The organism is Methylovulum psychrotolerans (genome assembly GCF_002209385.1).
GTDB classification, from domain to species: domain Bacteria; phylum Pseudomonadota; class Gammaproteobacteria; order Methylococcales; family Methylomonadaceae; genus Methylovulum; species Methylovulum psychrotolerans.
This window is the reverse complement of record NZ_CP022129.1, coordinates 4,277,505-4,292,725: the sequence shown is the minus strand read 5'-3', so window position 1 is coordinate 4,292,725 and position 15,221 is coordinate 4,277,505. Positions and strand designations below refer to the sequence as shown.

The 15,221-nt window shown below is 55.2% G+C and carries 10 protein-coding genes; 4 read left to right on the top strand and 6 right to left on the bottom strand.

What is annotated here, in order from left to right:
- Positions 1-71 precede the first annotated feature (71 nt).
- The 4 genes from CEK71_RS24005 (at position 72) to CEK71_RS19280 (ending at position 8,005) form a co-directional block, all read left to right on the top strand.
- On the top strand, positions 72-2,897 hold the full coding sequence (locus tag CEK71_RS24005) for a hypothetical protein (RefSeq protein WP_088620910.1): 2,826 nt from the start codon (positions 72-74) through the stop codon (positions 2,895-2,897).
- Positions 2,898-3,087: 190 nt separating this feature from the next.
- On the top strand, positions 3,088-5,880 hold the full coding sequence (locus CEK71_RS19290) for a hypothetical protein (protein ID WP_088620909.1): 2,793 nt from the start codon (positions 3,088-3,090) through the stop codon (positions 5,878-5,880).
- Between the two features lie 362 nt (positions 5,881-6,242).
- Positions 6,243-7,418, top strand: coding sequence for a hypothetical protein (locus tag CEK71_RS19285; RefSeq protein WP_088620908.1), 1,176 nt, complete (start codon positions 6,243-6,245; stop codon positions 7,416-7,418).
- Positions 7,418-8,005, top strand: coding sequence for a LysM peptidoglycan-binding domain-containing protein (locus CEK71_RS19280; protein WP_088620907.1), 588 nt, complete (start codon positions 7,418-7,420; stop codon positions 8,003-8,005). The genes CEK71_RS19285 and CEK71_RS19280 overlap by 1 nt, the downstream gene beginning before the upstream one ends.
- Before the next feature lie 457 nt (positions 8,006-8,462).
- Here CEK71_RS19280 and CEK71_RS19275 read toward each other — a convergent pair whose 3' ends face one another.
- The 6 genes from CEK71_RS19275 to nhaD all read right to left on the bottom strand — a co-directional run bounded on the left by CEK71_RS19275 (position 8,463) and on the right by nhaD (position 14,878).
- Positions 8,463-8,876 carry a hypothetical protein gene (locus CEK71_RS19275; RefSeq protein WP_088620906.1) on the bottom strand — a complete coding sequence of 138 codons (414 nt, stop codon included), beginning with the start codon at positions 8,874-8,876 and terminating at the stop codon, positions 8,463-8,465.
- Positions 8,873-9,577 carry a response regulator gene (locus tag CEK71_RS19270; RefSeq protein WP_088620905.1) on the bottom strand — a complete coding sequence of 235 codons (705 nt, stop codon included), beginning with the start codon at positions 9,575-9,577 and terminating at the stop codon, positions 8,873-8,875. The genes CEK71_RS19275 and CEK71_RS19270 overlap by 4 nt, the downstream gene beginning before the upstream one ends.
- Complete coding sequence (locus CEK71_RS19265) at positions 9,574-11,136, bottom strand: ATP-binding protein (protein WP_088620904.1); 1,563 nt, start codon at positions 11,134-11,136, stop codon at positions 9,574-9,576. Before CEK71_RS19265 ends, CEK71_RS19270 begins: the two co-directional genes overlap by 4 nt.
- Complete coding sequence (locus CEK71_RS19260) at positions 11,136-12,149, bottom strand: FAD:protein FMN transferase (protein ID WP_198328337.1); 1,014 nt, start codon at positions 12,147-12,149, stop codon at positions 11,136-11,138. Before CEK71_RS19260 ends, CEK71_RS19265 begins: the two co-directional genes overlap by 1 nt.
- Positions 12,150-12,251: 102 nt before the next feature.
- Positions 12,252-13,421, bottom strand: a complete 1,170-nt coding sequence (locus CEK71_RS19255) for a porin (protein ID WP_088620903.1) — start codon at positions 13,419-13,421, stop codon at positions 12,252-12,254.
- Positions 13,421-14,878 carry a sodium:proton antiporter NhaD gene (nhaD, locus tag CEK71_RS19250; RefSeq protein WP_088620902.1) on the bottom strand — a complete coding sequence of 486 codons (1,458 nt, stop codon included), beginning with the start codon at positions 14,876-14,878 and terminating at the stop codon, positions 13,421-13,423. Before nhaD ends, CEK71_RS19255 begins: the two co-directional genes overlap by 1 nt.
- Positions 14,879-15,221: the final 343 nt, after the last annotated feature.

Here is a 15,221-nt window from a genome sequence, read left to right as displayed (position 1 = left end):
GGTCACGGCTTGCCGACGTTATGTTATGCCCGTTCCCAATACACTTATTTTTCTATTAAAACGAGGCCATTATGACCACCAACACCGCCCCTACGTTTCTTTTGTATAACCAGCCGATCATCACCGACTTAGGCTATACCGATTCCGCCCAATATGTTGCCGTGCAAGCCGACGGCAAAGTGTTAGTTGAAGCCCAAATCTGGGACGATAGGTTTATCGATATTGGCCAAGCCAGCATCAGCCACAGTATGGTGCGTTATAACAGCGACGGCAGCTTGGATTTAAGCTTTGGCAATCAGGGCATACTGGCATTCGCCGACACCCGTTATACCGTCTATAGCCTCGCCGTACAACAAGACGGCAAAATCTTAGTGACCGGATTGGATGGGGCCTATACGGGGCGTTTTATCGTCACGCGCTATGACAGCGACGGCAACGTGGACGACAGCTTTGGCATTCATGGCACGATAGATACGACCAATATCTTGTCCGGCTACTATAAGGCCAACAGCGTCGCCACACAAAGCGACGGCAAAATTTTAGTTGCCGGTGCCATCGGCTCAAACTACGGCTTGGTGCGCTATAACAGCAACGGCGGCTTAGACACCACCTTTAGCGGCGACGGCAAAGTCAGTACCGACTTGGGGTCCAGCACCGAAAACGCCTACCGCATCCTCGTCCAAAGTGACGGTAAAATTATCTTAGACGGCAGCAGCGGCCTGGTGCGCTACAACAGCGACGGCAGCCTGGACACCACCTTTAGCGGTGACGGTATCCTCACCACCTCCCACATCATCAACGGCCTCACCCTACAGGCTGACGGCAAACTGCTGGCGGGCGAAGGGGCGAACCTCATCCGTTATAACAGCGACGGCAGCCTGGACACCACCTTTAGCGGTGACGGGATAGTCGAAACGCCGTTATATTATACCGATAAGATTTTAGTCCAAAGCGACGGCAAGCTCCTCGTAGAAAGCGCGGGCATCGTATTGCGTTATAACAGTGACGGCAGCATCGACTCCAGCTTTGGTAACAACGGTAAAATTCAAACTTTTGGTAGCGACATAGCCTTAACGGCCAACGGCAAAATCGTCGTGGTCGGCTCTGGCCCCACCTATAGCAATACCCCAGATGGTGCCTACCCGGACGATATTTACACCACACGTTATAACAGCGACGGCACCTTAGACACCTCGTTTACCCAAACCATCAATACCGTCGGCGCTACCAACGTCGCCTACGAAAACAGCAAATACGCTGTCCTGATTGCCCCCCACGCCCAAATCAGCGATGCCCAACTAAATGCCCTGAACGGCGGTCTCGGCAATTATAGCGGCGCTAGCCTGACCTTAGCCCGCCAAGGCGGCGCCAATGCCGACGATGTGTTTGACGCGTCTATGAACAACACGCCTATCCTACAAAACGGTACGGTAATCTTGGACGGCACGGCGGTCGGCACTTACCAGCAAAGCCCCGGACAACTGACTATCCTGTTCGGTGCCGCCACCACCGCCCAAGTCAACAACATCCTGCAACACCTGAGCTACACCAACAGCAACCCAAATGCCCCGACTGCCCTAAAACTGGACTGGACGTTTAGCGACGGTGACCCCAGCAACCCCTTATCGACTACCGCCAGCACCCCCATCACCATTCATCAGGACGATAATGGCCACAGTGGTCATGTCATTATTAGCGGCAACCGCGCGGTAGGCCAAACCTTGACCGCCAGCAACAACTTCACCGACCCCGACAACGGCGTGGGTACGGTCAGTTACCGCTGGCTAGGCAGCAGCGATGAATTCTTGCACAGCACCACCCTCAGCAACGGCGCCACGCTGGTGCTAACCCAAGCCATGCTCAACCAAACCATCCAATTGGTCGCCTCCTATACCGACGGCCAAGGCTTCCATACCACGGTAAACAACTTTCTAGGTACGGCGGGCGACGACTTCTTGATAGAGCAACCCGGTAGCTACCTGAACGGCATGGCCGGCAACGACCGCCTCTATGGCGGTTTCGATAACGGGATTTTGGACGGCGGCAGCGACACAGACACCGCCGACTATTCAAAAACCTACGGCAACGTCACCGTCAACCTAGGGCTGACCACGGCGCAAAACACCGTCGGAACGAATAAGGAAACGCTACTGAATATTGAAAATGTCACAGGCAGCAGCAATAGCAGCAACAGCGGCCCCTATAGCAACACCCTTATCGGCAACAATGCCAGCAACAGCCTGTTTGGTGGGATAGGCAACGACACCCTCAGCGGCGGCGGCGGTAACGACAGCCTGATCGGCGGCGCGGGCAATGACCGATTAGACGGCGGCACCGGCACCGACATGGCTTTTTACTACTCCGCCAGCAAAGGCGTGACCGTCAACCTCGCCCTGACCACTGCGCAAAACACCCACGGCGCAGGCACCGACACCCTGTTAAATATCGAAAGCCTAAACGGCAGCGCCTATAACGATGTCTTGGTCGGCAACTATGCCAACAACACCCTGTTAGGCGGCAACGGCAACGACGTGCTGGCGGGTGGCCTCGGTAACGACACCCTAACGGGCGGCGCAGGCAAAGACATTTTCGCCTTCAACAGCGCCTTAGGCATTAACAATATTGACACCCTCACCGACTTTAACGTCGCCGACGATACCATCCGCTTGGAAAACGGCATCTTCACCACCCTGACCACCCCCGGCGTATTGGCGGCGGAAGCCTTCAAAATCATCGGCAACGGCGGCGTGGCCGACAGCACCGACCACCTCCTCTACAACATCGCCACCGGAGCCTTGTCTTACGATGCCGACGGCAGCGGCGCAGCGGCGGCAGTGCAAATCGCCATTCTGGGTACAGGCCTAGCCATGACCAACGCCGACTTTATGGTGGTGTAAGGCAAGCAAAACAACGTAGGCCGGGCAGGCGGTTCTGCCCGGCCTACCACCGTTGGCGGCCTGTACCCTGCCGCCAACCCCAGTGCCTTAAAGCACTATCCTGGAGCTAGCAGAATGAACAAAACGTCAGGCAGAACCGCTTGCCGCATCAGAACCCAACCATTAACGCTTTCTTAGCATCGAGATTTTTATGAGCAATACCGCCCCTTCTTTTATTACCAAAAACGACCCCATCACCACCGACTTTGGCTACAGCGACCAAGCCTACGACGTGTCCGTACAAACCGACGGCAAATTAGTGATCTCCGGCACCGTCTATCTCGACATGATGGCCGACATGGGCCAAGGCCTCATGGGTTCCTCCGTGTTACGTTATAACAGCGACGGCAGCCTGGACTTAAGTTTTAGCGGTGACGGCAAATTGGATACCAGAGGACTGATCCACGCCCAAGCCTTACAAGCCGACGGCAAGATTTTAGTGGCAGGCACCGCCAGCACCTCGTTTGATTTTTACGATTTTGATATCGAACGCTATAACAGCGACGGCAGCCTAGACACCACCTTCGGTAACGGCGGCGTAGTGACCACCAACTTCTTGCTCTCCAACGACATCGCCTACAGCATCGCCGTGCAAAGCGACGGCAAAATTTTGGCCGCCGGCAAATCCGGGCATGACTACGGCCTGGTGCGCTACAACAGCAACGGCAGCTTAGACACCAGCTTTAGCGGTGACGGTAAAGTCGCCACCGACATGGGGGCGGATTTCGAGCAAGCCAACAGCATTGTCCTGCAAAGCAACGGTAAAATTGTCTTAGGCGGCAGCAGCGGCTTGGTGCGCTACAATACGGACGGCAGTCTGGACACTGGCTTTAGCGGTGACGGCAAGCTATCCACCAGCGGGATCACTAACTTAGCGTTACAGACTGACGGCAAATTGCTGGCGACGGAAGCCGACGGTACCTTAGACCGCTATAATAGTGACGGTTCTGTAGACACCAGTTTTAGCGGCGACGGCAAAGTGACGGATGTCTGGGCCAACACCCTGCTCTTGCAAAGCGACGGTAAGCTGTTGACGACCAACAACTACTCGGAACTGACCCGCTATAACAGTGACGGCAGCTTGGACACCAGTTTTAGCGGTGACGGCAAAATCACTATTGGCTTCACCATTAACGCCACCACCGTACAGGCCGACGGCAAAATCGTCGTTACCGGTTATGGCTTTAACTATCCCCAAGCCTATTTAAGCTATTACCGTTACGACTTTTATACCGCCCGCTATAATAGCGACGGCTCCTTAGACACCACCTTTACCCAAAGCAACGATTCCTTAAGGCTCCCCCTCTCCATCACCGAAAACGATCCGGCCACCTACTTGGCTGAGTTAGCCCAAATCAGAGACACCGAGTTGGATGCCTTAAACGGCGGCTTGGGCGACTACAGCGGCGCGAGCCTGACCTTAGCCCGCCACGGCGGCGCCAATACCGACGACGTGTTTGGCGGTAGCGGCGTATTGGCCCTGAGCAACGGCGCTATCACCGTGTCCGGGGTTAATATCGGCACTTACCAGCAAAGCGGCGGCCAACTGACCTTAACGTTTGGTGCCGCGACCACCCAACAGGTCAACAGCGCCTTACAGCATTTGACCTATCAAAACACCTCCGACCTGACCCCGCCGTCCTTGCAAATCGACTGGACGTTTAGCGACGGCGCGTTGTCAACAGTCGGCAACACCACCGTGGACATTTCGCCCCAGTATGATGCCACCACTGGCTATGCCATGATTAACGGCAGCAGAACCGTCGGCCAAACCCTGACCACCAGCAACAACTTCACCGACCCCGACGGCTTGGGGACGATTAGCTACCAATGGCAAGGCAGCAGCAACGGCACGACCTGGAGCAACCTCGGCAGCGGCCCGACACTGGTAGTGACCCAAGCCATGCTCAGCCAACAAATCCGCCTGACCGACTCCTATACCGACCAACAGGGCGCGGCCAAAAGCATAACCACTGTCCAAGGCACTAGCGGTAACGATAACATCCTCAGTGGCGACGCCAAATTCGGTATGGACGGCAATGACCACTTATACAGCTACAGCAGCACCTACGGCCATAGCAACAGCATCCTGATGGACGGCGGCAACGGCAAAGACGTGGTCGACTATAGCCCCGCCGACATCCTCAACGTTGGCGTAACCGTTGACTTGACGCTGACCACCGCCCAAAATACCGTTGCTGTCGGCATGAACACCCTGCTGAACATCGAAGACCTTATCGGCACCCTCAATAACGACACCTTCACAGGCAACGCCCTCGCCAACAGCCTGTTCGGCCAGGCAGGCAACGACACCCTTAACGGCGGCGGCGGCAACGACGGCCTGACCGGCGGTGCAGGTGATGATAGGCTGGACGGCGGCACCGGCACCGACATGGCCTACTACAACAGCGCCGCCACTGGCGTGACCGTCAACTTAGCCTTGACCACGGCGCAAAACACCCACGGCGCAGGCACCGACACCCTGTTAAATATCGAAAGCCTAAACGGCAGCACCTATAACGATGTCTTGGTCGGCAACTATGCCAACAATACCCTATTAGGCGGCAACGGCAACGACGTGCTGGCGGGTAGCCTCGGTAACGACACCCTAACGGGCGGCGCAGGCAAAGACATTTTCGCCTTCAACAGCGCCTTAGGCATTAACAATATTGACACCCTCACCGACTTTAACGTCGCCGACGATACCATCCGCTTGGAAAACGGCATCTTCACCACCCTGACCACCCCCGGCGTATTGGCGGCGGAAGCCTTCAAAATCATCGGCAACGGCGGCGTGGCCGACAGCACCGACCACCTCCTCTACAACACCGCCACCGGAGCCTTGTCTTACGATGCCGACGGCAGCGGCGCAGCGGCGGCAGTGCAAATCGCCATTCTGGGTACAGGCCTAGCCATGACCAACGCCGACTTTATAGTCGTATAAGTTTTCGTACCCCACCCCCCGTTCCCTGAGCGAAGCCGAAGGGAGCGGGGGGTCACTCCATTAAGTTAAGAATTTAGTATTATTAATCGGTATGTTATCTGTTCGCATAACGCCAAGTAGGATTAACCGTTCGCCCTGAGCTTGTCGAAGGGTGGGCGGTTAATCCGTCCATGGTTCGACAGGGCTCTCCTGAGCTTGTCGAAGGGCTCACCACGAACGGATTAACATAATCTCTACGTTATTGAAATATAAGGCATAAACCATTAACTTAATGACAGTGGAGCGGGGGGTGAGGTTTAACACTCGGCTGTTAAAAACCTACGCCCCCCCCCCGAAACGTCGTGACGGCATAATACCCCGCCATGAACACACAATACACCACTACCGACCAAAGCCCGGCGACTAAGCCGATTTCATTCTTGCTCAATGATTTGAGCAAAAGCCCTCCGAAAGTTGACGAGTGGCAGATGAAAGTGCGCCCAGAAGAATTGTCCATGAGCAAAACCGCCAGGGTGATGGTGCATCAGACCTTAGGCGGGGCGTGGGTGGATAATTTTGGCGAAGGTTTACCCGGCATTAAAATTGCCGGACATACCGGCTGGCGCGGCACCTCAGTTGATGGCAAAGAAGACCACGGTTTGCGGCGTATCCAAGACCTGCATAAGACATTTTATCAGGAATGGTTTAGCAAGCGGGCGGATATTGCCCGTTCGGGCGGTAATGTTGAGGACATACAACTGGTGTTCAGCGATTTGCTGGACGGCATCAGTTGGCTATGCGCCCCACAATCGTTTGTCCTCAAACGCGGCGTCGCCAATCCCTTGCTGTACTACTACGAAATCAACTTAGCGTTTCTGAGCCAAGCGCCGGTTAAGGTGCTGGATAAGCCGCAAAGCCCAGCGGCGGATAAAGGCTTTCTCGCCACGGTGTTTGCGTCAATGGACGCGGCACTGAAAAAGATTAAGGCCTTTGTCGATAAAATCAAAAACGTGGCCGATAAAGTCTTAGCCCCGCTCAAAAATGGGGTGGGGGCATTAATGGCGGTGGCCTATCGGCTCAATACCTTAGTACGCGAGACCTTAGAGACCGTCAATGGCGCAATTAGCCACGTCACCCAAAGCCTAATGGATATTGCCAGCGGCTTGGCGTTTGCCGTCCACCATGCCGTCTCGTCGGTGTTGGCGATTACCGAGTTTCCGGGACAAATCAAAGCGGAGCTGATGGGCGTGGGGTCGGCGTTTTTAAATCTGGCCTGTATTTTTAACAACGCCCTGAAACCGCAACAGCAGTTGCCAGACCTGAGCGACCTGTACGGCGCGTCTTTGTGTTCATCTACCGCAGGCGGGCGGCCTGTGTCAATCTATCAGGACAGCAATACCTTTGAGCAGATATTACTGTTGGATTCGGGCAGCGTGTCCATGACCGACGCAGCGCGGCAGGCCTTAAACGGGCTGGTCAGCCGTGACGCCACCGTGCCGCAGCCACAAGCGCAGCTTGACCAAGCGGCTAAGGCGATTACCGACGGACTGAGGTTTTAATGGCTTGGCGCAGCGCGACAGTCAAATACGGCGACACCCTGCAACGGCTGGCCTTGCGGGAATTAGGCTCAGCAGAACGCTGGCCGGACATTGCCTTATTAAACGGACTGATACCGCCCTATTGCGCGGAGTTGGCGGACAATGGGGTGGCGGCCTATGGCGACACCCTGCTATTGCCGATTTATCAGGCGGACGCACTGGCGGCGGCAGATGATGTATTTTTGACCGATTTGCAGTTGGATGAAAACGGTTTCTTACACTCGGACGGCGAAGACTTACTGACCGTCAGCGGCGTGGCTAACCTGCGCCAAGCCTTGGCGGTGCGGGTCGTCGTGCCCAAACGCTCGTTATTGTTCCACCCCGATTACGGCTGCTGGGCCTTCACCCTCATCGGTTCGGTCAACCGCAATGCGCTGGCGCAATTGGCAGGATTTTACATCCAAGCCGCCTTACTCGAAGACCCCCGTGTCCAAAGCGTCGCCAACCTAACCCCAACCTTAATCAACGACAGCATCACCGTACAAGCGCAAATCGTCCCGGTATCCGGCGAAGCGGTGGCGTTTCAGCGGGCGGGGGTATTGGGCTGAGATTGGCGCGAGTCCTGTACTTTCGCCTGTACAAAAGGAAAGACATTGGCTCCCTCCCCTGCCAAGGGTGTATGGACGTGGGACATAGGTAACACATGTTCGGGGACATGGGTGACGGTTTTTTCGGGTTATTGTGGGGCCTTTAGGTCAATAAAGGCAATCCTATATTGGCAAAAATAGACATCAAGGCCGAAGCTGTCCGCATCGATCAGATCCCGGCTCCGCTCAACTGCCCGCTTTTTTTAACCATGTTAATAATCTAAAAAATTCGTTTATTATCGTCCATATAGCCACAAAAACCCTTAACTTAATGGCAGTGACCCCAACCCTCCCCATCAGGGGAGGGGGCTGCCCACCTTAACAAGCCTTAGCTCTCCGCTAATCTTCCCCACTATTTAGAGGTGACTTTATGAAAAACTTGATGATCGAGTAAAAGGCAGGCAAGATACCTATCCCCTTAAACCCGGATGAATGCCCGCACCAAAGCGGCAAGAAAACCGCTGGCCATTAGCAGAACCGCCCCCAGAAAAGCCCGGTAGATGCCCCGGTCATGGCCACAACGCCGCTTATGGCATACCAGCACCAGGTAACTGAGCAGGAACGCGCTAATGGCCGGCCCTTGCACTAAAGGGCTAAACAACCGCTGCCAAGGCCCGCGCGGCAAGTCCGGGAAAAACACCGCCACCGCGAAAAGCAAGGCTGCGCCGCCAAAAGCCAAGGCAATCTGCACCAGCCAATAATGCCTCACCCTGTCCAGCAGCGCGGGCGGCAACCATGCGCCGCACCGGCACTGCAAAGCCGTGCCGAAGCGTCCGGTGACGGTAGTGGCCCTACCGCAATGCGGGCACACGCAATAGCCTAAACGCATCATGGCGCATCGTCCGTAAACAGCCGGTAGCCGATACCCGCTTCGGTCAGCAAATAGCGCGGACGCGCCGGATCGGCCTCAAGCTTATGGCGTAATTGCCCCATATAAATCCGCAAATAATGGCTATGCTCGATATAAGACGCACCCCAGACCTTTTCCAGCAAGTGCCGATGGGTCACGACAAAACCGGCATGGCGCACCAAAACACTGAGCAGGCTAAACTCTAAAGGGGTCAGATGGACTTCACACCCGTCCGTAAACACCCGGCGTTTAGTCAGTTCCACTTTCAGCCCCCCCACCTGAAACACCTCCTGAACCCCGCCCGGCAACTTGGCGACCCGCCTGAGCAAGGCATTTATCCGCGCCATCAGCTCGGCATTGCTGAACGGCTTGGTCAGATAATCGTCAGCGCCGTTATCCAAGGCCTGGGTCACATCGCTTTCTTGGTGACGCGCCGACAACACAATGACCGGTAACTCAGACGATTTGCGCAGGCGGCAGATCACATCCTGCCCATCCATATCCGGCAACCCCAAATCCAGCAGCAACAACGCAGGCGAGCGGTTGCGCACAGCCAACAAGCCCTCCCGCCCCGTGTCGGTGGCCAGCACCCGATAACCCTGGCCTTCCAGCGTCGTGGCCAACAAAGACCGGAAGGGTGGATCATCTTCAATCAGTAACAATAAGGGAGTTTGCTCAGTCATAGCGGCAGGCCTTTTTCTTCCGGGGTAATCGTTGGGGGTGCGGACAGCAAAGGCAAATGTATCTGAAACATCGCCCCGCCGCCGCGCCGGTTACTGACGTGGATGTCGCCGCCATGCGCCCCGACAATGGCGCGGCAAATCGACAAACCCAACCCGACCCCACCTTGCGCACGCTCAGGATGGAGGCGGAAAAACTTCTCAAAAACCTTATCCTGCAAGGCCGGCGCAATCCCTGGGCCATTATCGGCGACGCTAATCGTCAGCCCCTGCGCTTGGGTTTCAACCGCAATATCAATGGGTCGGCCTGCCGGGGAGTATTTGGCGGCATTGTCCAACAGGTTCACCAACACCTGTTGCAACAACACCGCATCAACCTGAACCAGCGCCAAGCCATCCACCATATTGACATTCACCTGCCGGGCGTGCAGCTTTTTGTCGAGGCGGCGCAAAGCGCTGCCGACAATTTCCTCAGGCGCGTACCACTGCCGATTCAGCACCACCTCACCCGCCTCCAAACGTGCCATATCGAGAATTTTCACCATCAGCTCCGACATGCGCAACGCCTCTTCGCTGATTGCCGCCGCCAAATTCCGGCGGCTGGCCTCGGCCAACTGCCCGTCCGTTTCCAAGGTGCTGGCCGCACCGATAATCGTCGCCAGCGGTGTCCGCAAATCATGGGAAATGCTGCTGAGCAGGGAATTGCGCAGGGTTTCCTCCTGCATTTTTAAAGTCGCCAATTTGGCGTGTTCCGCCAACTGGGCACGTTCTAGGCTATGGGCAATCTGCCCGACAAAAGTGTCCAAAAACTGGCGCTGTTCCGGGACATGCAGCAACCGGACATCGGCCAGTTCTAACACCAATACCCCAAGCATCCCGCCGCCGCCTTGCAACGGCACATACACTGCCGGGCTGTCGGCATTATTATCCGTACCGCGCCCGGCCAAGCGGACATGGCCGAACACCCACTGCGCCAGCCCCAAATCGGCACCCCGCCACGACATAGCCAAAGCCGGGGCATCGGGGTAACAGAGCTTGCCATCAGGGCCGGGCAATAACAGCGTGTTGCGCCCACCAAACTCGGCCTGGATATGCTGTACGCCAATGGCAATAACCCCAGTACCCAAACGCGCTTCCGCCAAGGCCTTACTGAGCCGGTACAACGCCGAGGCGCGGCGTTCGCGGTGTTCGGCCACCTGGGTTTGGCTACGCAAAGTTTCCGCCAATTTGCTGGTGACAATCCCGACCACCAGCATCACCGACACGCCCACCAAATTTTCCGGGTCGGCAATGGCAAATGAAAAAATCGGCGGCGCGAAAAAAAACGCAAACGCGGCGACGCTGGTTAACGACCCGATAATGGAAGGCCACAAGCCAAAGCGGATGGCGACAAAGAACACCCCCAGCAAATAAAACAGCAAAATATTGCCGGGCGTAAGCAACGCCCGAACCGGCCAATCGAGCGCCGTCAAGCCTAACGGCACAGCAACACCCCACAAGCTGTTCAGCAGCGGCCAGCGCGGCGCAGGCTTGGGCAGCACAGGCAGAGCAGCCCCGACCATTACTGGCCCGCCGCAAAGGCTTTGCTGGCATATTCGGCCAGTGTTTGCCCCTGTTGATAAATCAGCAATACCTTAAGGTGTTCCGCTTCGGCGATACGCATCGCCTCCGCCTCGCCCACACACAGCAGGGCCGTATCCCAAGCGTCCGCCCAAGCCGGATCGTCATGCAGCACCGTCACCGACAACAAATGATGGGTGACCGGGCGACCCATTTTAGGGTTAATAATATGAGAATAGGTTTTGCCATGGTCGGTAAAATAGTGTCGATAAGTGCCTGCCGTCATCACCGCCGTGCCGCGTTGCTCGGTTATATCCAGAATTTTGCCTAATTCGCGGCTGAGCGAGGTCGGGGTTTCCACGCCGACCCGCCAGTCTTTGCCGTTACTTTTCCGGCCTTTCACCACCATTTCGCCGCCGATTTCCACCAAATAATTAGACACCCCCAACGCTTCAAGGCGCTGCGCCAACACCCCGACACTATAACCTTGGGCAATGGACGACAAATCAATTTTCAGCAGCGGGTCTTTCTTGCGGATCCGAGGCTGAACCGGGTCGATTTCCAGCAACGCCATGCCGATATGCGGCAACAGCCGGGCAATTTCCTGCCCATCCGGCACCCGGTTCTGATGGCGCGAGAAGCCCCATAAATCAAACAACGGTTTCACGGTAAGGTCATAGCAGCCGTTGGAGCGCTCATAAACGTGTTGGGCAATACGCAACAAACCGCTAATCTCCGGCGAGACCGGCAACCACTCCCGTGTTTCTTGGTTATTCAGCCGGGAAATTGCCGAATCGTCCCGATAATTGGACAATTGCGCATCAATATCAGCCAATGTGCCGCTGACTTGCCGCCTGATTTCCGCCAGCGGCGTAGCCACCCCCGCCATGACCAATTTAATATGGTAAGTCGTCCCCTGAGCTTCACCCGACAACGCGGTCTCAGACGGCGGCGGCGGTTGGCAACCCAACAGCAGGGCTATGCTTAACCAGCCATAAACAGATTTTATTTTCATCACATCCTCTAAATAAAAGCCGACCGTTTCGGGAAAACCCGCTTGCAGAGCCTACCGCTGACAAGCCATTCCATTGATAAGCTATAGCAGCAAGACACCCTCTCAAAACTGCACCACCGCATCAATCCCCAACAAAACCTGATCCGTCCGCTGACCGCCATCGAACGCGGCCAATTGGGCGTGGCTCCAGTCATAACGCACTTCTGGGCGTACCATCAACCACCGCTTAGGCTGCCAATTCAGACCCGCCGTCAGGGCATAATAATTGGCGGTTCCTGCCGAATAACGGAAACCATTCTGGTCGCGGAACCATTCGCCGCGCACCCCCACCCCCAAGCTATCGGTTGCCTGATAGGTCAGATATTGGACAACGGAATACCACTGCGCATCGTGGTTGTTAGCCAATGCCTGTTGTTGCGCCCCAAAATCATGCTGCAACACATAACGCCACTTACCGAAGCCTTGCTGGAGAATCGCCGAGTAATACAACAAATCCGAGGCTTGGTGCAGATAGACATCGCCCTGTAGCACCGAAAAAGACACGCTGGTGTCGGTGGCGGCATTTGTCCAGGTCAAGCCGTCCATCTGGCTCCATGCCCCAAAATCGCGGTCAACATTATCCGCCCCGGTCACCGCCCCCAAATTAACGCGCCATTGCCCGTTCAGCGCGTAACTGAACAACGCACCGGTCGTGGTAAAGGGCGAAGACTTAAAGCTATAAGTATGCGAAGAAAAGAAATTCAGCGCGGACTGCACCGACTCATAACCGATAATCGTATAAAAATGCCCTAGCTTTACGCTCAAACCGTTACCGACCGGCGCAAACACTTCGGCATAAGCCTGAGGCAGGGCAAGACGATAAAAACGCTCATCTCTTGGGCTAAGCAAGCCCATATCCCAATGCCCGGTCGCTTGGGTATAGCGGGTATCTGTGCCGAACATCACCTCAAAACGCCCGCCTATATCCCAAGCCGCCGTCTTGGTAACGGCCTTCTCCATAAACAGCGCCAACTGATACAGATTAAACTCATCGCTCCGGTCGGTCATGGACACCGGGCCATTACTGCGGTCAGCGGGGGTGTCCATATTATGGTTAAGCCCCGCCGCCGCCCAGCCCCCCAACGTGAAACCAGCCGCTTGCAACCCCGCCCAACTGGCCGGTTCTTGACCGGACAGCGCGGCAACCAACCCAGAAGGCGACTCCTGCGCCCCTGCCATCGGGTTAAGCAGCAAAATACTGCAAACACCCCACAATCCCTTACGCCCCGACATTAAAATTGCCCCCCGTTCATCAAAAACAACACCCCGATACTGGCAAAAAAGCCTAATAATATCGCTGGCATCCAGCGCAAATGCAAGGTGAAGGTATAGCCTTCGCCCTCTTTCATCACCCCTTTCATCAAACCCAAGACATGCAGCGCCGGGGCCGAACCGATCGCCAACAGACTCCCGCCCACCCCCAGCGTTAACGTTAACAACAACCATTGCCCGATAGGCAGCTTAGGGTGCATGTTTAACACCGCAAACATCAGTGTGCCGTTATCAATAGATGAAGAAGCCAAGCCGATCATAATATTCGCCAGCGTGGCGTTGATCTCGGTAAACAAATACTGCGCCATGGCATCTAAATAGCCTAAAAAATTGAGGGCGCCGACAATCATCATCGCCCCGTAGAAAAACAGCAAAGTATCCCAATCCACCCCGGCAATACACTTAAACACATCAAAGCCTTTTTGCGAATCCGGGGTTTCTTGGCTATCAGGCGGCGAAAAATGGCTTAACTTTTCGGTTTTGGTCAAAAAATAGGCAAAGAACTGCAACAACGCCAAGCCCAGCATCATGCCGGCTATCGCAGGCATATCAAAAAACACATTCGACAAAATAGTGATGCTAAACGTGAGCACGAAGATAAAAATTACCCGCTTGCTGCCGCGCTTTAACAGCGGCTGTTCTTTAGAAAAGCGCGGTGTCCCTTTGGTCACCGAAAAGTGCATAATAATGGCAGGCACCAAAAAATTGACGATGCACGGCACGGTCAAGGCGAAAAATTGCGTAAAGTGCAACATATTTTGTTGCCAGACAAAAAATGTCGAAATGCCGCCTAACGGGCTCATCGTCCCGCCCGCATTGGCCGCGACCACCGCATTCAATCCCGCCAAGCCGACAAATTTGGCATCGTCCTTACCTATCGCCAAGATGATGTAACCCATCAACAAACCGACCGTCAAGCTGCTGATCACCAACGACAACACAAACGCCAGCACCCCGGTAATCCAAAACAATTGCCGGTAACTGTACTGCCGATTGGCCAACACAATGCGCAAGGCATCAAAAATGCCCCGCTCGGTCATGGTGTTTAAAAACGTCATCGACACGGTGATAAACAAAAACAATTCCGCATAAGCCGTCAAATTGCTTTGAAAAACGACCGCGACATGCTTCGCCGTGCCGTATTCCGAGGAATAATACATAAAAATCGCAAACCAAATCAGCGCCGAACCCAAAACCATGGGTTTTGCCTTACTCATTTGATGCAGGTCTTCGGTCATGGCGATGGCATAAGCCATGACCGTGATGGCGACCGCCAGATAACCGACAACATGCCGCTTCAAGTCCAGTTGCACGACGGTAGCGGCGACATCGTCCGCGTAAGCCAGCGACGGCACAAGCAACACCAAAGCCAAGACTAAGCCATAGCGCGTAAGGAGGGGCGGGGGGGAATTTTTCATTTGAACTCGCTTTACTCTTCAATAAGGGCCAGCCAAGACATTGCAGCGGCGCAGTGATGGAGACACCCTTGCCCAGCCTGAATGCCAAAAAAGGAAACACAGGTTTGCTTAGGACTAATCGCCGATGGGGCCGAAAGCCCAGACGCTTACCCTGGCGGGCATAGTAGAGTTTAGCGGATAAAGATTCTGTTTAGGTTTGCGCTGTTTTGCTCAACAGTCTGTTGCCTGGCTGTTTACAGATACCGTTACGCATTGAGCGGCACAGAAGATAAGGCTTAACTGACAAGAAGAGTTGACTAATGACGCAAGCCCATCCGGCGGCGGGCAAAGGCCTTTAGCCTTG